The sequence below is a fragment of the Haloarcula sp. HT12 genome, assembly GCF_055271655.1.
In genome coordinates this window covers 194,677-214,398 of record NZ_JBUXKW010000001.1, presented here as the reverse complement: position 1 = coordinate 214,398, position 19,722 = coordinate 194,677, and the positions used below count along the sequence as shown (strand labels likewise).

At 65.3% G+C, this 19,722-nt stretch carries 19 protein-coding genes; 12 read left to right on the top strand and 7 right to left on the bottom strand.

The window, feature by feature from the left end; all coding sequences use genetic code 11:
* Positions 1-229 precede the first annotated feature (229 nt).
* Complete coding sequence (locus ACY9XZ_RS01140) at positions 230-982, top strand: IclR family transcriptional regulator (RefSeq protein WP_463455261.1); 753 nt, start codon at positions 230-232, stop codon at positions 980-982.
* Between the two features lie 40 nt (positions 983-1,022).
* Here ACY9XZ_RS01140 and ACY9XZ_RS01135 read toward each other — a convergent pair whose 3' ends face one another.
* Positions 1,023-1,769 (bottom strand): helix-turn-helix domain-containing protein, encoded by a 747-nt coding sequence (locus tag ACY9XZ_RS01135; RefSeq protein ID WP_463455260.1) that lies wholly within the window; start codon positions 1,767-1,769, stop codon positions 1,023-1,025.
* A gap of 137 nt (positions 1,770-1,906) precedes the next feature.
* Here ACY9XZ_RS01135 and ACY9XZ_RS01130 point away from each other — a divergent pair, with 137 nt between their 5' ends.
* Positions 1,907-2,950, top strand: coding sequence for a DUF1611 domain-containing protein (locus tag ACY9XZ_RS01130; protein WP_463455259.1), 1,044 nt, complete (start codon positions 1,907-1,909; stop codon positions 2,948-2,950).
* Positions 2,947-4,026 carry a dipeptide epimerase gene (locus ACY9XZ_RS01125; protein ID WP_463455258.1) on the top strand — a complete coding sequence of 360 codons (1,080 nt, stop codon included), beginning with the start codon at positions 2,947-2,949 and terminating at the stop codon, positions 4,024-4,026. The genes ACY9XZ_RS01130 and ACY9XZ_RS01125 overlap by 4 nt, the downstream gene beginning before the upstream one ends.
* Positions 4,027-4,068: 42 nt before the next feature.
* On the opposite strand, the gene ACY9XZ_RS01120 is transcribed toward ACY9XZ_RS01125, so the two are convergent.
* Entirely contained in the window at positions 4,069-5,169 is a 1,101-nt protein-coding gene (locus tag ACY9XZ_RS01120) for a polymer-forming cytoskeletal protein (protein WP_463455257.1), read from the bottom strand.
* A 203-nt stretch (positions 5,170-5,372) separates the two neighbouring features.
* Here ACY9XZ_RS01120 and ACY9XZ_RS01115 point away from each other — a divergent pair, with 203 nt between their 5' ends.
* On the top strand, positions 5,373-6,218 hold the full coding sequence (locus ACY9XZ_RS01115; RefSeq protein WP_463455256.1) for a DUF7537 family lipoprotein: 846 nt from the start codon (positions 5,373-5,375) through the stop codon (positions 6,216-6,218).
* A gap of 21 nt (positions 6,219-6,239) precedes the next feature.
* On the opposite strand, the gene ACY9XZ_RS01110 is transcribed toward ACY9XZ_RS01115, so the two are convergent.
* Positions 6,240-7,700: an alpha,alpha-trehalose-phosphate synthase (UDP-forming) gene (locus ACY9XZ_RS01110; RefSeq protein WP_463455255.1), complete on the bottom strand. Its 1,461-nt coding sequence runs from the start codon at positions 7,698-7,700 to the stop codon at positions 6,240-6,242.
* Between the two features lie 342 nt (positions 7,701-8,042).
* On the opposite strand from ACY9XZ_RS01110, the gene ACY9XZ_RS01105 reads away from it, so the two are divergent.
* A complete protein-coding gene (locus tag ACY9XZ_RS01105; RefSeq protein ID WP_463455254.1) occupies positions 8,043-8,735 on the top strand; it encodes a 6-hydroxymethylpterin diphosphokinase MptE-like protein in 693 nt (230 codons plus the stop codon).
* A 14-nt stretch (positions 8,736-8,749) separates the two neighbouring features.
* On the opposite strand, the gene ACY9XZ_RS01100 is transcribed toward ACY9XZ_RS01105, so the two are convergent.
* The gene (locus ACY9XZ_RS01100) at positions 8,750-9,748 is read right to left on the bottom strand and encodes a TIGR04024 family LLM class F420-dependent oxidoreductase (protein WP_463455253.1); all 999 of its coding nucleotides are present in this window, start codon (positions 9,746-9,748) and stop codon (positions 8,750-8,752) included.
* Positions 9,749-9,998: 250 nt separating this feature from the next.
* Here ACY9XZ_RS01100 and ACY9XZ_RS01095 point away from each other — a divergent pair, with 250 nt between their 5' ends.
* Together ACY9XZ_RS01095 and ACY9XZ_RS01090 are read left to right on the top strand one after the other, a co-directional pair.
* Positions 9,999-10,331, top strand: a complete 333-nt coding sequence (locus tag ACY9XZ_RS01095; protein ID WP_463455252.1) for a DMT family transporter — start codon at positions 9,999-10,001, stop codon at positions 10,329-10,331.
* A 109-nt stretch (positions 10,332-10,440) separates the two neighbouring features.
* Positions 10,441-11,121, top strand: a complete 681-nt coding sequence (locus tag ACY9XZ_RS01090; protein WP_463455251.1) for a haloacid dehalogenase type II — start codon at positions 10,441-10,443, stop codon at positions 11,119-11,121.
* A 12-nt stretch (positions 11,122-11,133) separates the two neighbouring features.
* Here ACY9XZ_RS01090 and ACY9XZ_RS01085 read toward each other — a convergent pair whose 3' ends face one another.
* On the bottom strand, positions 11,134-12,291 hold the full coding sequence (locus ACY9XZ_RS01085) for a dihydropteroate synthase (protein ID WP_463455250.1): 1,158 nt from the start codon (positions 12,289-12,291) through the stop codon (positions 11,134-11,136).
* A 123-nt stretch (positions 12,292-12,414) separates the two neighbouring features.
* On the opposite strand from ACY9XZ_RS01085, the gene ACY9XZ_RS01080 reads away from it, so the two are divergent.
* Positions 12,415-13,596: a sensor histidine kinase gene (locus ACY9XZ_RS01080; protein WP_463455249.1), complete on the top strand. Its 1,182-nt coding sequence runs from the start codon at positions 12,415-12,417 to the stop codon at positions 13,594-13,596.
* Positions 13,597-13,693: 97 nt separating this feature from the next.
* Positions 13,694-14,710 carry a phosphotransferase family protein gene (locus ACY9XZ_RS01075; RefSeq protein ID WP_463455972.1) on the top strand — a complete coding sequence of 339 codons (1,017 nt, stop codon included), beginning with the start codon at positions 13,694-13,696 and terminating at the stop codon, positions 14,708-14,710.
* On the opposite strand, the gene ACY9XZ_RS01070 is transcribed toward ACY9XZ_RS01075, so the two are convergent.
* Positions 14,707-15,585: a carbohydrate kinase family protein gene (locus tag ACY9XZ_RS01070; protein WP_463455248.1), complete on the bottom strand. Its 879-nt coding sequence runs from the start codon at positions 15,583-15,585 to the stop codon at positions 14,707-14,709. The two genes, ACY9XZ_RS01075 and ACY9XZ_RS01070, sit on opposite strands and share 4 nt — an antisense overlap.
* Positions 15,586-15,753: 168 nt before the next feature.
* Here ACY9XZ_RS01070 and ACY9XZ_RS01065 point away from each other — a divergent pair, with 168 nt between their 5' ends.
* Genes ACY9XZ_RS01065 through ACY9XZ_RS01055 form a run of 3 tightly spaced genes read left to right on the top strand, consistent with a single transcriptional unit; the run spans position 15,754 to position 19,050 of the window.
* Positions 15,754-17,247: a COG1361 family protein gene (locus ACY9XZ_RS01065; RefSeq protein WP_463455247.1), complete on the top strand. Its 1,494-nt coding sequence runs from the start codon at positions 15,754-15,756 to the stop codon at positions 17,245-17,247.
* Positions 17,244-17,927 (top strand): ABC transporter ATP-binding protein, encoded by a 684-nt coding sequence (locus tag ACY9XZ_RS01060; protein WP_463455246.1) that lies wholly within the window; start codon positions 17,244-17,246, stop codon positions 17,925-17,927. Before ACY9XZ_RS01065 ends, ACY9XZ_RS01060 begins: the two co-directional genes overlap by 4 nt.
* Positions 17,917-19,050: an ABC transporter permease gene (locus ACY9XZ_RS01055; protein WP_463455245.1), complete on the top strand. Its 1,134-nt coding sequence runs from the start codon at positions 17,917-17,919 to the stop codon at positions 19,048-19,050. Before ACY9XZ_RS01060 ends, ACY9XZ_RS01055 begins: the two co-directional genes overlap by 11 nt.
* Here ACY9XZ_RS01055 and ACY9XZ_RS01050 read toward each other — a convergent pair.
* Positions 19,047-19,559, bottom strand: a complete 513-nt coding sequence (locus tag ACY9XZ_RS01050) for an HTH domain-containing protein (protein ID WP_463455244.1) — start codon at positions 19,557-19,559, stop codon at positions 19,047-19,049. The two genes, ACY9XZ_RS01055 and ACY9XZ_RS01050, sit on opposite strands and share 4 nt — an antisense overlap.
* Positions 19,560-19,722 lie beyond the last annotated feature (163 nt).

Here is a 19,722-nt window from a genome sequence, read left to right as displayed (position 1 = left end):
CGGCCCGCTGTGGATATATAAAAGTCCACCTCTAGTGGATTGTCGACACCACACTACCCCCTGTATATTGCCCAAACCATGGGACAACATACTTATTTCACCGAATACGGCCCGAAATATGAACCACAGAAATCAGAAGTTCGACAGCTATCACGATTCCACATAATACCCGCCGGCCTTGTTCCACTATGACCGGACTTTTTTATACTGCCGTCCAGTGAGCCGTGGTATGGACAGCTCCGGCGGTCGTCGTCTCCAGACGACCGAGACCTCCCTCGCGATCATCGATGCGATAAACGAACTGGGGGAGGCTCGAATGAGTGAGCTCGCGGACCGGCTGGATCTATCGACGAGTACCGTTCACGTACACCTCAAGACACTCTTGGACCAGGAGTACCTGGTCAAGCGGGGCGAGCAGTACCGACTCGGCCTGAAGCTGTTCCACCTCGGTGAGGGGTCCAGGACCCGAAACGAGTGCTACGAGGTCGCGCGTCGCAAAACACACGAACTCGCCGATAGCTGCGGCGAGGAGGTCACGTTCGCCGTCGAAGAGTACGGGCGCGCGATAACGCTGTTCAACGTCGTCGCCAACGTCCCGTCGAAAGGGTTCCAGGTGGGCCGATACTACTACCTGCACAACTCGGCAGTCGGCAAAGCGATCCTCGCCGCGCTGCCGGAGACCCGAGTCAACGAGATTCTCGACCGGTGGGGGTTGCCAGCCGAGACGGAGTACACCGTCACCGACCGCGAGGCTCTCATGGAAGACATCGAACGCACGAGCGAGCGGGGGTATTCGGTGAACGATCAGGAAGCGGTCGAGGGGCTACGTTCGGTCGGCGTGCCGGTCACCGCCCCGCACGGCGGCGTCCTCGGCGCACTGGACATCTCCGGCCCGCTGTACCGGTTGCCGCCGAACGAGGAACTCGCGTCGATGCTGGGAGACGTCGTCGAGGAACTGGAAGCGGAAATCGGGGTCCCGTAGTCGTTCAGGCCCCTTACACGGGCTGAACGCTGTGCTGTCGTCAGTACTTGCCAGCGTCTCTCGGGCCGAGCAGTGTGGCCTCGACTTTCCGGAGGTGTTCGTGAAGCGTCGTCTTCGCGATACCGAGTTCGTCGGCTAACTCGCTCCCGCTTACCTCTCTCGGGTAGTCGTAATAGCCGCGTTTGCGGGCCAGTTCGAACACCTCCCGCTGCTTGTCCGAAAGCTGCCGGACAGCCAGTCCGTCGCGCTCCCGGCCCCCAGTGGTCGCTGACGTGATCTGTGTGACGGTGATCGTCGCGTCCTTCTGTGCACACACGGCGTCGAGTTTCTCCTGTATCGCCGCCCGCGATTCGTCGATGGCGACCGTCCAGTACTCGGTCCCGTCGCGGATCCTTATCGGCTCTTGGTTCATGAACCCGTGTGAGACCAGCGCGTCGTGGATGCTCTCCTCGGGGCCGTATTCGACGAGGAGCGTGCTCGTCGCTTTGTTTACCGGTGCGGACATCCCGCCGAAGTCGCGACGGGTATCCATTTCGGTGACTGTGTCGGTGTGATCGGACGCCCGGGTCGCCGCAACGAGCGCGTCGACCGCCGCCGTCGACTCCGCGTACGCGACGACGTGGGCTTTGACCTTCCCGTCGACTAGATACGCGGCGTTGACCAGCAGTCTGGCCGACGTCGCCGACGTCACTTCCCGCATCCAGCAGTCGGGATGCTCCAGTTCGAGTGACAGCTGGAGACCGCCACCATCCGGGTTAGCAGTCATGCCGGAACCCTCTGGGTCCATCGCTTTGTCCGGGTTCGAAGACGCGATATCGCTCGCCTGCGTTGACTTTCCTCACGGGTATCGTCCTCCAGTGATCCCACCGGGTGCCACACATGTAAGGCTCTGGTTTGTCAGTCGCGTCGCCGATGCACACTGGTATGGACTTGCGGCGAAAATACGACGAAGACACGCCCGCCGTCGTGCTCGCAGAGGGCGAGTTCGGGCAACCGGAAGGCAAGACGGCAAACGGTATCGTCATGCACGGCGAACTGTTCGACGTCCGGGCCGTCGTGGACTCGACGTGTCCCAGCCCTCACGCCGGAGCGGCCCTCGATTGGCCGGCTGCCGGCGACGTGCCGGTCGTCGAAACCGTCACCGAAGCGCTGAATCAAGCTCCGGACGCGGCCGTCCTCGTCATCGGCGTCGCGCCAGCGGGCGGCGACCTCCCGGCGGCGTGGGTCGAAGCTATCCAGCGCGCGATGGCGCGGGGCTGTGACGTCGTCTCCGGCCTGCACGTCTTCTTGAGCGAGCGCCCGACGTGGACCGAACGCGCCCAGCAACACGGTGTCGACCTCGTCGACGTCCGGAAACCGCCGTCCGTCGCCGATCTGACGCTCGGTGACGGCCGCGGGTCCGAAGCCGACGCGGACGTGGTCCTGACGATGGGGACCGACTGTGCGGTCGGGAAGCGGACGACGACCTTCGAACTGTACCGGGCGGCGACCGACGCCGGACTCGACGCGGGCTGGGTCGCGACTGGACAGACCGGCATCCTCGTCGGCGCGGACCGCGGTGTCGTCATCGACCGGGTTCCGGCCGACTTCGTTTCGGGCGTCGTCGAGGACATGGTGCTCGACGTCGCAGCGGACCACGATATCGTGTTCGTCGAAGGACAGGCCGCACTCACGCACACCGCTTACGGCGGTGTGACGCTCGGGCTGCTTCACGGGGCGGCCCCCGATGCCGTCGTGCTGGCCGACGATCCCTCCAGGGAGGATCGGTCCCATTTCGACGACCTCACCGTGGCCGGCGTCGAGGCCGAACGCCGCGCGATTACCGACCTCACAGAGACGACTGTCGCCGCGCTCTCGACCTGGGGTGACCCGGAGGAAGAGACAGCTCGGACAGGCCTCCCGGCGGCAAACGTCTACGACGATGACGGGCCGGCGCAGCTCCTCGCGGCCGTTCAGGAGGCTCTATGACCCGTATCGACCGCGTCGCCGTCGAGCCGCTGGACCACGAACTCCGCGAACCGTTCGAGATCTCGCTCGGGACCCGAGAGAAAGCGCGGAACCTGGTCGTCGCAGTGGAGACGGATTCGGGGGTCGTCGGCCACGGAGAGGGGTCCCCGCTGCCGCCGGTGACCGGGGAGACGCAGGCGGCCGCCGTGGCGACCGCCAGCTCCGTCACGTCGTTGCTTGAAGGGGCTTCCCTCGGCGACTATCGCGAACTCGTCCGTGATCTGCGGGCAGCCGTGCCCGGAGGGGTTTCGGCACTGTTCGCCGTCGAGACGGCGCTGCTTGACGCGTACTGTCGCGACCGCGACATCCCGCTCTCGGAACTGTTCGGCGGCAAACCGGCCGCGGTGTCGACCGATATCACCGTTCCGATAGTCTCGCCCGACGCGGCAGCCGAACGGGCCACGCGCGCCGCGGCCGCCGGCTTCGACCACATCAAGGTCAAAACCGGTGGCGCAATCGACGCCGACGTGGCCCGAACGGTCGCCGTCGCGGACGCAGCGCCCGACGCGACGATCACGGTGGACGCGAACCAGGGCTGGACGCCGAAAGCCGCGGAGACGTTTGTCGACGAGGTGACCGCGGCCGGGGTCGACCTCGCCCTTGTCGAACAGCCGACGCCGAAAGACGACATCCGCGGTCTAGGGCGGGCACGCGACAGACTCCCGGTCCCCGTCGCCGCGGACGAGGCTGTATTCACGCCCGCGGACGCGACCGCCGTGGTTCGCGACGGGGCCGCCGACGTGATCAACATCAAACTCGGGAAATCGGGACTCCTCGGGGCAGCGGCCATCGCGAACATCGCCGAGGCCGCCTCGCTCGACTGCATGCTCGGCTGTATGCTCGAAGGCGCAACCGGGATTGCGACGAGCGCCCACCTTGCCGCCGGGCTCGGTGCGTTCGAGTATGTCGACCTGGACGGGCACCTGCTGTTCGACGAGTGCCCGCCGTCGATGTCGTTCGGCCCGCGTATCGATATCGACGGACCGGGACACGGCGTCTCACCGCCAGCGGCTGTGAGTGATATGACTGGAAACTGACCCTGTGTGGACAGTTCCACCCGCAAAACAGTTTTCCGGCGGTTACTCCGTCGATTCCGCCGCCTCTTCGACGTCGGAACTGCCCTCGGAAGTATCGCCGCCAGTTGCCGCCCCGCCCGTCTCCGCGCTGTCGGCTGCCGCACCGTCCGCAGTGGCGGGGTCGTCGTCGGCTGTTGTATCGGCTGCCTGCTCGTCGTCCTCAGCATCGCTGTGTTCGTTCGTCGGCTCCGTAGTGTCAGTGTCGCCTTCCAGCGACTGGGCCATCTCGGCCATCGCAACCGCGGATTCGTCCGGTCGGTCCAGCACCTCGTCGGTGTGCATTCGCATCTCCTCGCTCGTCCGGATCGTCCCGTCGACCGTCGCGTTCTCGTGGAGTTCGACGGTCGTCCCCGAGATGTCGCCCCAGATCTTCGCGCCTGGGCCGACGCGGACGGTACCGCTGCGAGTCGTTACGTCCCCTTTGATCTCCGTGCCCCGGCCGACCACGATATCGTCTTTCGCGCGGAGACTCCCGAAGACGACCGTGTCACGGCCAACTTCGAGGGACTTCGCGCGGATATTGCCGTGGAGTCGGCAGTCGTCGCCGACCGTCGCCGGCGTCGAGACGCGCCAGGCGTCGTCCGAGACGCTCGCACCGCGTGGAATCAGAACCGGGTCGTGCTCGTCGCCGCCGTCGTCGAGCATCTCGTCGATGACTTCCTCGGCCGCGTCTTCCTCGCCGATCCGGAGGAGTTGCGAGAGGTACACGAACAGGAAGACGATGGTCGGCATCGGATTGCGGATGACGATCCAGCCGTTCGCCTCGAAGCCGTTCTCGATGTCCACGTCGTCGCCGATATCCAGATCGCCCGCGACACGGAGTTCGCCGCCGATGTGTACCCGTTCGCCGATGTAGGCGTCCTCGCCGACCAGCACGTTGTCCGCGACGTCACACCACATGTCCAGCCGACAGTCACCTTCGGCTTCGATGTGGCCGCCAAAGCGGACCCGCTCGTCGGCGATGACCGTCCGCCCGCGCACGCCGAACTCCACGGTCGACTGGCCGCCGACGATTACGTCACCGTCGGTCACCAGGTCGTGTTCCTCGACAGTAGTCCCGTCGGGAATGTCGAGTTCGGACAGCGGGTCAGAGCCGAGAGGCACGGTTTCTATAGCGGTTTCGTTCGTATTAAACCCTCATGGAGCGCATGACGGGCGTCTGACGCTGGTCGGACGGGGCCGGCACGAGTCATGGTTGCGCGGCCGGGCGGTGCGGTCAGGGAGGGCCTGTGCGAGTCCCGCTGACGCCGAGAACGTGACAGCTGAACGGCCATAACGAACTAGTTCACTGATACAGTGGCTCCGGTATGTTACTCGAACGCCGCCACCTCTCGCTTGCACTCGTGTTGTTACTGACAGCGTCCGCCGGCTGTACCGGCCTGCTCGGCTCTGAACCGGGAGCCGGCGGCACAGACGCGAACGGGACAGCGACGCCGGCGGACGCCAACGGCCCCGCGCCCGGGTCCTCCGGGTTCGATGCGGCGGCCGTCGAGCGCGGACACTTCGAGACGCTGTCCGATTCGTCGTTCACCACCTCGCTGTCGTTCCAGCTCTCGACGGTCCGCGACGGCGAGAACCGGTCGGTGTTCATCAACCGAACCGTCGCCATCGACCGCGAGAACGAGCGGGCGCTGGCCGACGGCGAGCTAGTGCAGGCCAACGGCGACGCGCTGGCGACGACGACCTACACGGCCGACGGGACCACCACCGAACGCCGGGTGCTCACCCGCGGCGACGACACGATGACGGACTACCGCTCCGCGTCGCCCCCCTACGACGGGCAGGTCCGACCCGTCAACGAGAGCAGCGTCATCGACCGCTCGCTGCTGCAGTCGCTCGGGTCGGACATCAACTGGAGCTACGCCGGAACCGAGACCGTCGACGGCGACAGCGTCTCGCGGTTCGAAGCGACCGGCAGCGAGGTGACCGGTTTCGCGGCCGATAACGCCGTCTCCACGAACGTTTCGGCCAACGGGACGACAGAATCTGCCAGCGCAGTTGTCCTCGTCGACGCGGACGGCGTCGTCCGGTCGTTCCAGTACCGCGTGACGACCGAGCGGGACGGCCGACCCGTGACGGTGACGCTGTCGCTCTCCGTCTCGAATGTCGATGACACCACTGTTGGGGAACCGGACTGGCTATCCGAGGCGTAAGCCGGCGAGCGGAGTCGCGAACTAGTGGAACTGCTCGGCGCTGAACTGCCTGGCGACCCACTGTGAACTGTCGAGCGTCTCGACGCTGTTCTGGAGCCGTTCCAGTCGGTCACGCGCCTCCGCCGCGTCGAGTTCCAGCGCCGCCTCGACCGCGTCCGCAATCGCGGCGATGTCGTGGGGATTGACCGTCAGCGCGCCGTCGAGATGCGTCGCCGCGCCGGCCAGTTCGCTCAACACGAGCGCGCCGTCGCCGTCGACGCAGGCCGTCGGGTACTCGTGGGCGACGAGGTTCATGCCGTCGCGATGTGGCGTCACCAGTGCGACCTCGGCGGCCCGGTAGAGGCCGGCGAGCGTCTCGTTGTCCAGTTGGGCCTCGGTGTAGACGATCGGCTGCCAGCTGTCGGTCCCGAAGCGGTCGTTGACCCGCTCGACGGCATCAAGGACGTCCGTCCGGTACCGGCGATAGGCGGCGATCCCCTCCCGGGTTCGGCTCGCTTTCTGGACGTAGGTAAACTCCCCCTGTAGGTCCGGTCGTCGGTCCCAGAGGTGCGCCAGCGCCTCGATTCGCTCGGGGATGCCCTTCGAGTAGTCGAGTCGTTCGACGCCGAGCGCGAGTCGAATCGACGGGTCCGAGCGGCTCTCACCCAGCACACGCTCGCGTATCCCGGCCACGTCAGCCGCCCACGCTCTGTCTCGAACCGCTTCGACATCGACACCGAGCGGGTTCGCGACCGCTCGCGTCTCGCCGCCGTCGTAGGCCACGCTACCGGTGTCGGTGTCGATAGTCGCCGCCGGGAACGCGCTATCGACGCAGTGCAGGAACTGCTCGGCGTACGCCGCCGTGTGGAAGCCGATCACGTCACAGGCCAGCAACCCATCGAGGAGCGCGTCGCTGTGGGGACAGTGCTGGAACACCGACGGTGCGGGCCAGGGGATATGCCAGAACTGCAACAGCGTGGCATTCGGCCGCAGCGCTCGGACTTTCCTGGGTGCCAGCGCCAGGTGGTAGTCCTGGAACCAGATCGGCTGGCCCGCGTCGGCGACCGCGTCGACGGCCGCAGCGAACTGGTCGTTGACGGCCCGGTACTGCTCCCAGTAGGCGGGTTCGGCCCACATTCGGCCCGTGTCCTCGTGACAGAGCGGCCAGAGCACCTGGTTTGCGTAGCCGTAGTAGTAGCCCTGAACGGCCGCGTCGGAGAGCGGGACGCGTTTCAGGTCGTAGGTCGGGTCCGACGGCGGGACCGGGACGATGCCCTCCTCGGCGACCGCCATATCGGCGTCGCCGCTCCCCCAGGCGACCCAGGTGCCACCCTGTGACTGCATCACCGGGTCGAGTGCGCTCGTCAGCCCGCCCGCCGCGGACCGGACCCGTATCTCGCCGTCGTCGTCCCGTTCGTGACTGTACGGTTCGCGGTTCGAGACGACCACCAGCGAGTCCGGAACTGCACCGTCTCGCACGTCCGCCGATAGATCCGGACCCATTTGCCCCCGGTATGGACTGCCCCGTCTTGAGACTGTCGTGGGGTATTGAATCTTGTGAACAGCGTAACAGGTCGTCTCAGCCTGTGACAACCCTCTCTCTGTCTGACGTAAGAGAAAACTTATACCGGAGGCCTCGAAAAAGAGGCGTGAAAGCCGAAAGGGCACCCGGGTAGGGGTACACGGACGTGCCATTTCGGCTCAACTCGGTTTATCTGGACACAAATCCGATAGCGATAGCTACGCCGTCTGGCGTTTCAAGGTAAAATCAGTGCGCCGCCGCCACCTGCAGCGACGACGGTGAACAAGACAGAAGCACGTCCACTGCTTGATATCCGACAACGGATGGACTTTGACACCTGGGAGCCAGCGTACGAAGGCATCCTCGACGACTTCGGCTACCCCCGCGAGGGCGACGAGCAGGCCCGTGACCGGTTCGTCGAATTGCTCGGTGACGACGGGACGTACGACCCGACACGGCTCGGGCTTGACGGTGCGACTGTCGCCATCGCCGGGGCCGGCCCGTCGCTCGAAGCCGAAGTCGATCTGGCGGCCGACGCCGATGTTGTGCTGGCGGCATCCACGGCCACTGACCGCCTCCGGGCGGAAGGCATCGCTGTCGACTGTATGGTCACGGACCTCGACAAAAACGCCGACACTGGACGAGAACTGACCGCAGAGGGAACGCCGGTTGTCGTCCACGCCCACGGCGACAACATCCCGGCGCTGGAAGCTCAGGTGCCCGCCTACGACAGCGAGTTCGTTGTGCCGACGACCCAGGCCGCCCCCGCCCCGCCGGTCCGCAACTATGGCGGCTTCACCGACGGCGACCGCACAGCATTCCTCGCGGACCACTTCGGCGCTGCGTCGTTGGTGTTCCCCGGCTGGGACTTCGACGACCCATCAGTGACTACCGAGAAGGCCCGGAAACTCCGGTGGGCCGAGCGCCTCCTCTTCTGGCTGGAACAGCGCCGCGGCGAGCGATTCGACGTACTCGACGGGCGACGCGACGCCATCGAGCCGGTCGCCACTCGCTGACCACCGCTTCGGTCTCAGGGAGCCAACACGTCGATGGTCGTATCGATGGTATCCCGGTCGGCTGCGCGTGGGAAGGAGATGTTGACGGCGTCAATCCCGTCGATGGCTTCGAACTGCGCCAGTCGGTCACGACACTCTTCGGGCGTGCCGGCGACGGCAATGCTGTCCAGTAGTTCGTCACCGATGGCATCGGCCGCAGCCGCCTTCTCACCTGACCCCCACTGTTCGGCAATCTCGTAGGCGGTGTCCTCGTACCCCTGGCGGGCCAGCGCGTCGCGGTAGAACGTCCCCATCCCGCCGATGTAGAACGCCACGTGCTGGCGAGCCAGTTCACGGGCCTGCTCCCGGTCGGCCATCGCACAGCAGGTCAGCGACAGCGTCACCCGCTGGTCGGTCCGGTCGCGGTCGCCGAGGTCAGCCCCGTGCTCGAAGTCCGAAAGCCGGTCCCGGAGGCCGTCCGCGGTCAGCATCAGGGCGTGCCAGCCGTCGGCGAAGCGCCCGGCGAGTTCGACCGACTTCGGGCCGAGGCCGCCGGCGTCGACGGGCGGCGCGGGTTCGGGCGGTTCACACCGCAGTCGAAAGCCCGACAGCGAAAAGACGTCGCCGTCGTACTCGACTGACTCGCCGGAGAGCACCAGTTTCATGATCTCGACAGCCTCCCGCGTATACTTGAGCGGTTTCTCGAACTCCCTGCCGTGCCAGCCCTCGATGACGATAGGCCCGGACGGGCCGACGCCGGCGCGGAAGCGGCCGTCCGAGACCTCCTGCAGCGTCGCCGCAGTCTGGCCCAGCAGCGCCGGTGACCGCGAATAGACGTTGAAGATTGAGGAGCCGACCCCGACCGTCGACGTGTGCTCGGCGATACTCGTCAGCGTCGTCACCGCGTCCCGCCCCCACGTCTCCGGGAGCCAGATCCGGTCGTAGCCGCGGTCTTCGGCCTGCTGGCTCATCCCGACCAGCGTGTCGACCGACGGCTGTGCAGCGACCGGGAGGTACACGTCTCGCGCTGTCATCTGTCGCCCTCCCCACACCGAGTAGCGACCGGACGCACGGCTGTCAGAGAGCGGAGGACCTGTGTCTGAGACATGGTTCGCAGTGTGACCGCACGGGAGATAAAACCACAGCAGAGGGGCAGTGTCGCCAGTTGTCTGCGGTTTATCGAGCGGCCAGTGTCCGGGTACAAGCGTCTCGACGCAGCCCGAGCGAGAACCGTCGCAAGCCGAAATGTCTATTATTTGTCCACAGGTGTCGACGAGTGTACCCGTGAACCCGTATGCCCTCCTCGGCGCTGCTATCGTGTCAGAACTCGTCGGTACCACGTCGCTCAAACTCTCAGAAGGGTTTTCCAGGCCAGTTCCCAGCCTCGGCGTCGTCGTCGGCTACGGCCTGGCCTTCTATCTGGTTTCGCTGACGTTAGAAGACCTCCCTATCGGCGTCGTCTACGGTACCTGGGCTGCACTGGGCATCGTCGGTGTTGCCGCCATCGGTATCGTCGTGTTCGACGAGCCTATCGATCTCCCCGGCGTCGTCGGTATCCTCCTAATCCTCGTCGGTGTGTACTGCGTCAATGTACTCTCCGAGATGTCTGCACACTGAGCGGGGGCCGGCCGCGTCGCACTCGGTATGGTGAGTACGTCCGGAGCCCTGCCGGCGAGCCGCTGATTCGGCGACCGGCTATATGGGGCCGCAGGTGCTACGGGTGCCCATGCCGTTTGCCCCGGACCGCGTGACGACGATCACGTTCGACTCGTACAGTACCATTGTCGACGTCGAAGCGGCCCAGAAAGCCCTCGCCGACCGGGTGGACGACCCCCGCCCGGTGTCCCGGCTCTGGCGCTCCCGGTCGCTGGCGTACACCTTCCTCGCCAACCAGATCGACGCCTACAAGCCCTTCTACGAGATGAACCGCGACGCGCTCCAGTACGCGCTGGACGCCCACGGCGTCGATATCACGACGGAGGAACGCGACGAGATCCTCGCGGTGTACCACGAACTCGACGTGTTCGACGACGTTCGCGACGGGATGAACAAGCTCTACGACGCCGGCTACGACCTGTATGTCGTCTCGAACGGCAACCCCGAGATGCTCGACTCCATGGTCGATTTCGCCGGCATCGGCGGCCTGCTCGAAGACACCGTCAGCGCCGACGAGATCCAGACGTTCAAGCCGGCGGCCGAACTGTACCGCCACGCGGCGGAGCGAACGGAGACTGATATCGAGGAAATCGCCCACGTCACTGCGGGCTATTTCGACGTGTACGGCGCGATGCACGCCGGGATGCAGGGCGTGTGGGTCAACCGCGACGGCGGCCCGTGGGACTCCTTCGCCGGCCAACCGGACCTCACTATCGGGTCGTTCCACGACCTCCACGACGAACTGGCGTAACGAGAGACTAGGTTAGACGCGACGGGACAGCGAACTTCGCAGTTCGCCGGCGAGTTCCCGGTGCCCGTCCTCGGCGAGGCTGTCGGCGACGACCTTCAACGCGGCCGCAGCGCCGCCGACGTAGAGCCCGCCGCAGTCTTTCTCGACCACTACCACGTCGGTCACCTCGGCGACGGCCCGGAGGCTCGCGCGGGCGTCGTCGGTCAGGTCGCCGAGCAGGAACGTCAGCGTCGCGCCGTCGTCGGTACCGCCGGCGACCGTCTCACCCAGCGCCTGATGCCGGGCCACTTCGCGCAGCGTTACGTCGGTCAGTTCCGCGACGGTAGGGCCGGGTTCGGTCTCCGCTCGTGTCGTTCGCTCGTCGCCGAGCGCGTCGGCTACCTTGACCACGTCGTGTGTCTCGCGGGTGTCGTGGGTGCGGATGATGTGGGCTCCGCGCTCGACTTCCATCGTGGCCGCGGCCAGCGAGACGGCGAGTTGGTTCTCGGTTTCGGGCTGGTCGGCCAGGTCGCCGAGGAAGTCCTCGCGGTTGGTCGCGGTGAGCATCGGTCGGTCGAAGGCGCGGAACTCCCGGAGGCGGCGGAACATCTCCCAGTTGTCCGCGAACTCCTTGCCGTCGTACCAGCCGCCGAAAGCGGGGTCGATGATGGTCCTGTCGGTAAAGCCGTCCCGCTGGAGTGCCTCGAAGATGTCGTCGATGGTCTTCAGCGCGCCGGGGCGGGCCAGGTCCGGCGGGCTGGCCATCTTGACGACCGGCATGTCGTGGTCCTCGACGACGCCTTTCATGTCCGGGTCGGCGAAGCCACACACGTCGTTGATGAGGTCGAAGCCGTGGCCGATGGCTTCCTCGGCGACCTCGGCGTACCGGGTTTCGAGCGAGAGGGGCACGTCGGCGTCGAGTTCGTCGACCAGCGGCGCGACCTCTTCGAGGCGGTCTTTCTCCATCTCCACCGGCTTGGACTCGTATTTGGGGTTCGCCGACTGGAGCCCGACGTCGATGATGTCCGCGCCGGCGGGGACGAGGTCGTCCTCGATGGCGGCGGCGGCCTCCTCGGGGTCCAGATATACGCTCGGCTTGTACCCGGAGTTCGAACTCATGTTCAGCACGCTCATGACGCGAGTCGGGTGGCCGTCGCCCACCGGGAGCCCGTCGATTTCGACCGTTCGCATACCGCGTTCTGAGGACTGAGGATACAAAGACCCCGCGACATCGGCGGAAAGGCGACGGTATCGTACCTATCAACGACATATAACCACCAGCCTTTATATACACCGTTGCATGATTTGTACGGGATGGGTGGGGAGTCTACAGTCGCGTTCGATCTCGACGCGTTCGAGGCCGTAACACGGCAGTTGATGTCTGCGGAGTCCGAGCGGGAGATCTGCGAGATCGCGATGTCGGGCGTCTCGTCTGTGTTCACCCTCCCACTGGGTGCGCTGTGGCTATATGACAGCGACGCGTCGGAACTGCAGTTGGCCGCGTCCACGGAGCGGGCCGACGAGGTGTTCGACTGGCCGGTCACCTACCGTCCCGGCAACAGCCTCTCCTGGGAGGCGTTCGAGCAGGACGAGGTGCGGACGTACTCCGAACTCACCGGCAAGCAGAGCCAGTACAACGAGAATTCGCCTGTCAGCAGCGAGATCATCTTGCCGCTGGACGAGTACGGTATCATCAACATCGGATCGCTCACCCCCGTTGCGTTCGACGACGAAACGGTTCGACTCGCCCGGATGTACGCGACCCACGTCCAGGCGGCACTGCAGAAAGCCGAGCGCGAGCACGACCTCCGCGTCCAGCGTGACCGGATGGAGCAGTTCATCGGCGTCGTCTCGCACGACCTCAGAAACCCCCTGCACGTTGTCGAAGGGCGGCTCGAACTCATCCGTGAGACTGGTGACCTGTCCCATCTCGAAGACGCGGAGGACGGGGTCGCTCGCATGAAAGCGCTCATCGACGACCTGCTGACACTCGCCAGAGAGGGGTACGCGGTCGAGGATCGAACCGCCGTTTCGCTTGACAGCCTCGCCGAACGGACCTGGGGGATGGCCAGGACGGGTGACGCGACGCTGACGGTCGAGGGTTCGGCCCCGGTGTTCGGTGACGAGAACCGGCTCAAACAGGTGTTCGAGAACCTCTTTCGGAACGCGGCGGACCATGCGGGTGACGACGCAGTTGTCTGGGTCGGGCCGATTGTCGACGACACCGAGACAGGTGGTGACAAGGAGCGAAGCGTCGGTCGTGTGACCGGCTTCTACGTCGCCGACGACGGGCCGGGTATCCCAGCCGATGAGCAAGACGACGTTCTCTCGGTCGACGGGTTCTCCGGCGGTGACACCGGTCTCGGCCTGTCTATCGTGGCTCAGATCACCGACGCCCACGGCTGGGACATCTCGGTGACTGACAGCAGGGCCGGCGGCGCGCGTTTCGAAGTGACCGACGGGACGAAACCGGTCTCACCGTTTCACTCCTCGTAGCACGGACACAACGGCCGATAGCCCTCCGAAGCGGGTGTCAGTGCTGTCGTTGACGGGATTGGCAGATTTATTTGCTCGCCCGATATATGGTATGCCAGTGCAGACCCCGGAACAGGACATCGAAGCCGTGCTGCAGGAGTCGGGCCCGGACTACGAGGGGTTCCGGTTCGAAACGCCGGGCGGAGGCCACCAGAGCGATGTCTACATGGTAACGCTACGCCACAACGGCGAGGCCTACGAGGTGGTTGTGAAGTTCAAGCCGCCGGGTGATGTCCCCTTCGCCGTCGAACCCTGCCTCCACGATTTCGTCGCCACTCGGACCGATGTCCCCGTTCCACGCATCCTCGTCTACGAGGACGACCCCGACGCCGACGTGCCGCCGTATTTCGTCACCGAGCGCATCCACGGTGAGAACCTGGCCGAGGAGTTCGCCGGGCTCTCGCCCGAGGATCGTCGGCGGGTACTGGCCCAGTCCGGACGGATCCTCGGCGACATGCACTCCGAGATAGGATTCGAAGCGTTCGGCCGGCTCACGCTCCACGACGACCGGATCATCGTGAGTGACTGGATGGGCAACTGGCGGGAGTACTTCGAGAGTCTCACCAGGTCCCACCTCTCTCACCTCGACGGCACGCCCTTCGAGGACATGACTGCCCGGGCGCGGGACTGTATCGAACCGGCCCTGGAGATGGTGCCGGAGAAGGGCGTCCCCCGGCTGGTACACGACGATTTCAGGCCGGCGAACCTGATGTTCGAACAGACGGCGGACGCGCCGATTACGGCCGTCCTCGACTGGCAGGACGTGCTCGCGGCGCTGCCGGAGTACAACCTCGCGCAGACGGAGTTCCTTTTCATCGACTCGTCGTTTCAGGACCCGGAACTGCGCGAATCGCTCCGGACGGTGTTCCGCGATGGGTACCAGGAGATGCGCCCGATGGAGTTCGGCGAGGGGTACGAGCAGCGACGACCACTGTATCAGCTCTCGACGCTCCTGTGGCGGATGGCCGGCTTCGAGGCGGTCTTCGCCGACGAGTCGGGCCTCGCCGTCGCCCGCGCCGAAGCCCAGTATCGCCAGCAGTTCGAGCGGCTCGTCGAGGAGATACAGGCGGGTTAGGCCGTCTCGGGCGGCTGCTCGCCGTCGACCAGCTCCCACACCGAGTCCCAGTCGAGCGTCGCCTGTGCACCGGTCGACCGCGCTGCGAGCGCGCCGCAAGCGTTGGCGACCGCGAGCGCCCGTTCCGGATCGTCTTCCCGTGCGTTGGCGAGGATGTACCCGGCGGCGAAGGCGTCCCCCGCGCCCGCGGTGTCGACCGGCTCTATCGGATACCCGGCGTTCGTGACCGTCCGGCCATCCGTGTAGGCCGTCGCGCCGCAGTCCCCATGTTTGACCACGACCGTCGGCACCGCGTCGAAGAGCCCGCTGTCCTTGGCGTGGTCGGCTTCCCGGTCGTTGCAGAACAGGATGTCCGCGTGTGCAAGCACCGCCGAGTAATCACGAAACGGGAGCCGGCGGCCGGGGTCGAAGCTCACCGGGATGTCCGCGGTCGCGGCGTCACGAGCGAGCGCCGAAGCCGTCTCGGGATCCTGGCCGGTCAGGTGGAGGTGGTCCGCCTCGGCTAGAGTCTCGGCCGGGAGGTCCGACGCACTGAACGCCTCGTTGGCCCCGTCGTTTCCAAGCACCACGACATCGCCGTTCTCGTCCACGATGAGGTATTTCACCGCCGTCGGCTCGTCTGATTTGACGAGCAGCGTCTCGACGCCGGTCGCCTGCAGTTCGCGCCGAGCCATGGTGCCGTGATCGTCCCGGCCGACGCTACCTACGACGAGCGAGTCAGCCCCGAGCCCGGCGAGCGCGACGGCCGCGTTCGACGCGCTCCCCCCGCTGGACTGTGACCGGTCGGTGATACGCCCCTCGCCGTCAGGCTCCGGAAGGTGGTCGACGCGGAGCGTCACGTCCCAGTTGACGTGGCCGGCACAGATGACGCGCATGTCCACCGCTGGGAGGGGCGTTGTGATAGCAGTTTCCCACCGGGAGATATACAGTATATTTAACATTGGCCGGGACGGACCGGCCCACATGGTAACGGTCCCCGGTAGCATCCTCCCGTCGAGCGGTTGGACCAGTGTACGATTACTACAGAGAGGGGTGACTGCGTGATGCGCCACGGCGTGGCTGTGATAGCCTGTCTGGTCGTCGTCGGCTCGCTCCCGCTCTCTGTCGCCGGCGCAAGCGTCAACGCGTCCGTCTCGAACGTCGACGTGTCGCCGTCGTCGCCAGCGCCGGGCGAGACTGTCACGTTTGACACGACGGTTCGGAACCTCCAGAGCAGCGACGCCCCGCTCGAAATCAACGCCATCGCGATCCGGAAGTCGGGCGGGCGAGGTATCACCGAGTACGAACGCGTCTCGGATCTGGGCTCGATTTCGCCGGGCAGCACGCTGGAGGTACCCCTGACCGCATCCTTCGATTCGTCCGGCAGCAAGGACCTCCGCGTCATCGCGTACGGCCGTGACCGCGGTACCGGCGAGAACGTCGAACTGAGATACCCGGTCAAACTGAACGTCGAAGAGCGCCACCCACAGATAGACCTCGCGGCCAACGACTCCGTCGCCGGCGTCGAATCGACCGGCGAAGTCACCGTCGCCAACGGACTCGACTCCCAGATAACGAACGTCGAGGTCGTCGTGGAGGGCGACGGCGTCGAGATGACGAAGAGCCGAACTGTCCGGTCGAGCGTCGCACAGAACGAGTCGATGACCGCGCCGTTCCGGTTCCGGCCTGAATCCGCCGGCGAGCACGCACTGACGGCGACGATCAGCTACACGGTCGATGGCGACACCACGCGCACCACGACCCGGACGACAGTCATCGACGCGGACCCGCTCCGCAACAGCGTGGAACTCGACACGACTGCAGTCGGCAGCGGTACCGACCGCGCGTTGCGAGTCGCCGTCTCAAACGGGGCTAACGCGCCGCTGTCGGACGTCATGATCAGCGCAACGTCTGCGAACGCGTCGTTCCAGCGCGTGCTGCTCGAAAACGTTTCGGCCAGTACGACCCGAGAAGTGCGACTGAACGCCACGATGGACGAACCTCGGGCGGACGTCACCGTCACAGCCGAGTACGAACTCGGGACGGAAACGGAGCGGACGACCGCCGAAACGACGCTCCGGTCCGTCCCGGGGACGATAGACCTCACCGGGTTGGACGTGATCCGGCAGGGGGGCCGCCTCCAGATCTCCGGGAGTGCGAGCAACGTCGGATCGACGGCTGCGGACAGCGTCCTCGTCAGTGTCGTCAACACTGAGAACGTCACCCCGGCGACGCCGAACCGGGACTACTTCGTCGGCACGGTCCCCGCCAGTGACTTCGTCTCCTTCGACGTGTACGCCCGGACAGAGGGGAACGTCACGTCGGTGCCACTGGAAGTGACCTACCTCGTCGACGACACGCGCAAGCGACAGACCTTCGACGTGGATATCGACCCGACGGGCGGTTCGGCACAGCAGCCGGCACAGGACGGCGGCAGTGAGAGTGGGGACCAGAACAGCATGCTGCCGGTGTTCGTTGCCGGCGGGCTGGCACTGCTGGTCGTCGTCGGTGTCCTCGTGCGTCGCTACCGCCGCGGTGACGACGATATCGAGGTATGACGGTTATCGACGCACAGGGGCTGGTCAAGCGGTATCGCACCGGGGGCCAGACACTGTACGCACTGGCGGGGATCGATTTCGCGCTCGAATCCGGCGAGTTCGTTTCGATTATGGGGCCCAGCGGCAGCGGCAAGACGACCCTGCTGAACATCCTCGGGCTGTTGGACACACCGACGGAGGGGACTGTCCTGCTGGAAGGGCAAGACGTGACCGGACTCAGCGACCGCAAGCGGACATCGCTCCGGAAGCGAACCATCGGCTTCGTGTTCCAGCACTTCTATCTCCTGCCGACGCTGACTGCCGTCGAGAACGTCGAGGTCCCCCTGCTGTTGGACAGCGATCCAGAAGTCACAAGACGGGCCAGAACGCTCTTAGAACGGCTCGGGCTCGGCGACCGACTCGACCACAAGCCCGACGAGCTATCGGGCGGCCAGAAGCAACGCGTCGCCATCGCGCGCTCGCTCATCAACAGTCCGAAGGTCGTGCTCGCCGACGAGCCGACGGGTAACCTCGACAGCGAAACCGGACGGCAGATACTCGACGAGTTCCGCCGCATCGCCGACGAGGACGACGTGGCCATCGTCGCAGTCACTCACGACGATCTGGTCAACGAGTACGTCGACCGAACTGTCCATCTGGTCGACGGCACTATCGGGAGGGAGCGGAAGAATGGCGGGTAGGTTCTTCCCGGCCGCGCTGATGGCGCGGCGCAACCTCACGCGGACGAAGATGCGGTCGCTGCTGGCGTCGCTGGGCATCGTCATCGGCGTCGTTGCCATCGCCTCGCTGGGAATGTTCGGCGTCGCGCTCCAGTACTCGTTCACCCAGAACCTCGGCGATGTCGGCAACCAGCTCACCGTGTACCCCAATTCCGGCGCGAACGTCACCGAACTCACCGAGCGCGATATCCGTTCGATCCGCAGAGAGGCCAGTTCGACAGCGACTGTCTCACCGGTAAAGACGCGCGTCGAGACGGTGTCGTACAACCGCGAGGACACGGTCCGGGAGACGATATACGGCGTCGAAAACCCAGAGGAGTTGTACGAGGCAAAGGAGGGACGGATCTCGCCGTTCCGGACCGGGGCACTCGTCGGGGCCGATGTCGCGGAGGAACACGACCTTCACCCCGGGAGCCAGATTACCGTCAACGGGACCAACGTCCGTATCCAGGCTGTACTCGAAGAGGGCGACCCGTTCTCCTCGGCGAACCCCGACAACCGTGTCATCATGTCGGCGAACTCGTTCAGCCAGCGGGGCTACTCGGAGGTGTACGTTATCGAAGCCACCGGAACACGGGCCAACCAAACGGCCATGGGAATACGCGATTCGCTCAACGAGCGTGAGGACCGGGTCTTCGTCCAGGAACTGGGCTCCATCGTCGACACTATCGAACAGCAGTTCCAGATCATCAACACCGTCCTCGCCGGCATCGCGTCGATTTCGCTGCTCGTGGTCGGCATCTCCATCCTCAACGTGATGCTGATGTCCACCGTCGAACGCCGGGAAGAGATCGGGGTCCTCAGAGCGGTCGGGTACCAGAAACGGGACGTTCTCAAAGTAATGCTGATGGAAGCGACGTTGCTCGGCCTCCTCGGCGGCATCGCCGGGGTTATCCTCAGCCTCGGCGCTGGACTCGCAATAAACCACTACACTGTCGGTGACGCCATGGCCGTCTTCAGAGTGCCAAACGCCTGGTACGTCGGCGCGGCGTTTACGTTCGGCGTGCTGACGGCCATCGTCAGCGGCCTGTATCCGGCCTGGAAAGCGGCCAGCGAAGAGCCGGTCGACGCGCTACGCGGTTAGATCGTCGTGTCGACGCCCGGTTCCAGCAGCGGATCGGTCCGGTCGACAGACAGCGAGTCGAACTGCGCGAGCCAGTTTTCGTCGCCGCGCTCGAAGGCCTCCAGCGCGTCGCCGACGGTGTAGGTCCGTTCGTCGTCCGAACACGGGAACACGCCCTCCAGGTCGTCGCCGTCGTAGATCGCAAGCGAGACGACCGGGAACACGACGACGTCGTCGACGCGCTCCATGCCGACGTAACTCCGCGTCCGCCGCTCGAACGCCGGTTCGAGCGAGTGGCCGTTCTGGCCCGCCCAGTCTTTGAACTCCTCGTAAGTCCGGATGGCTTCCGACCGCTTGTCTTCCGCCATCGTCCTGATCCGCTGCCACTCCCCGGCGACCATCGACTCGCTGAACACGCCGTTGGCCTCCAGTCGCTTCACCCGATTGAGCACCTGCTGTTGTGCGTCGAACGTCCCGTAGGTATCTCCGCGAAGATACAGTTCCGCCCGAAGGTGTATGTCCCCTGTCATAGCTTTCTCATCGCTAGCTTCTCCAGAGACCCTCAAAACTCTTTCCCAGAAATACATGTTAACATATAACATGAATTCATTTCTGGGAATCTGTTGCATCAGGCCCTCTATATTCACAATATGGGGGTATTCCCCTGAATATAGAACCCCTTATATTGTTGGT

Coding starts and splice junctions, on each gene's coding strand:
- ACY9XZ_RS01065 (WP_463455247.1), top strand. CDS start 15,754: ATGCGCCACGGCGTGGCTGTGATAGCCTGTCTGGTCGTCGTCGGCTCG.
- ACY9XZ_RS01085 (WP_463455250.1), bottom strand. CDS start 12,291: ATGCGAACGGTCGAAATCGACGGGCTCCCGGTGGGCGACGGCCACCCG.
- ACY9XZ_RS01125 (WP_463455258.1), top strand. CDS start 2,947: ATGACCCGTATCGACCGCGTCGCCGTCGAGCCGCTGGACCACGAACTC.
- ACY9XZ_RS01110 (WP_463455255.1), bottom strand. CDS start 7,700: ATGGGTCCGGATCTATCGGCGGACGTGCGAGACGGTGCAGTTCCGGAC.
- ACY9XZ_RS01135 (WP_463455260.1), bottom strand. CDS start 1,769: ATGGACCCAGAGGGTTCCGGCATGACTGCTAACCCGGATGGTGGCGGT.
- ACY9XZ_RS01105 (WP_463455254.1), top strand. CDS start 8,043: ATGGACTTTGACACCTGGGAGCCAGCGTACGAAGGCATCCTCGACGAC.
- ACY9XZ_RS01070 (WP_463455248.1), bottom strand. CDS start 15,585: ATGCGCGTCATCTGTGCCGGCCACGTCAACTGGGACGTGACGCTCCGC.
- ACY9XZ_RS01060 (WP_463455246.1), top strand. CDS start 17,244: ATGACGGTTATCGACGCACAGGGGCTGGTCAAGCGGTATCGCACCGGG.
- ACY9XZ_RS01130 (WP_463455259.1), top strand. CDS start 1,907: ATGGACTTGCGGCGAAAATACGACGAAGACACGCCCGCCGTCGTGCTC.
- ACY9XZ_RS01115 (WP_463455256.1), top strand. CDS start 5,373: ATGTTACTCGAACGCCGCCACCTCTCGCTTGCACTCGTGTTGTTACTG.
- ACY9XZ_RS01100 (WP_463455253.1), bottom strand. CDS start 9,748: ATGACAGCGCGAGACGTGTACCTCCCGGTCGCTGCACAGCCGTCGGTC.
- ACY9XZ_RS01050 (WP_463455244.1), bottom strand. CDS start 19,559: ATGACAGGGGACATACACCTTCGGGCGGAACTGTATCTTCGCGGAGAT.
- ACY9XZ_RS01140 (WP_463455261.1), top strand. CDS start 230: ATGGACAGCTCCGGCGGTCGTCGTCTCCAGACGACCGAGACCTCCCTC.
- ACY9XZ_RS01055 (WP_463455245.1), top strand. CDS start 17,917: ATGGCGGGTAGGTTCTTCCCGGCCGCGCTGATGGCGCGGCGCAACCTC.
- ACY9XZ_RS01090 (WP_463455251.1), top strand. CDS start 10,441: ATGCCGTTTGCCCCGGACCGCGTGACGACGATCACGTTCGACTCGTAC.
- ACY9XZ_RS01080 (WP_463455249.1), top strand. CDS start 12,415: ATGGGTGGGGAGTCTACAGTCGCGTTCGATCTCGACGCGTTCGAGGCC.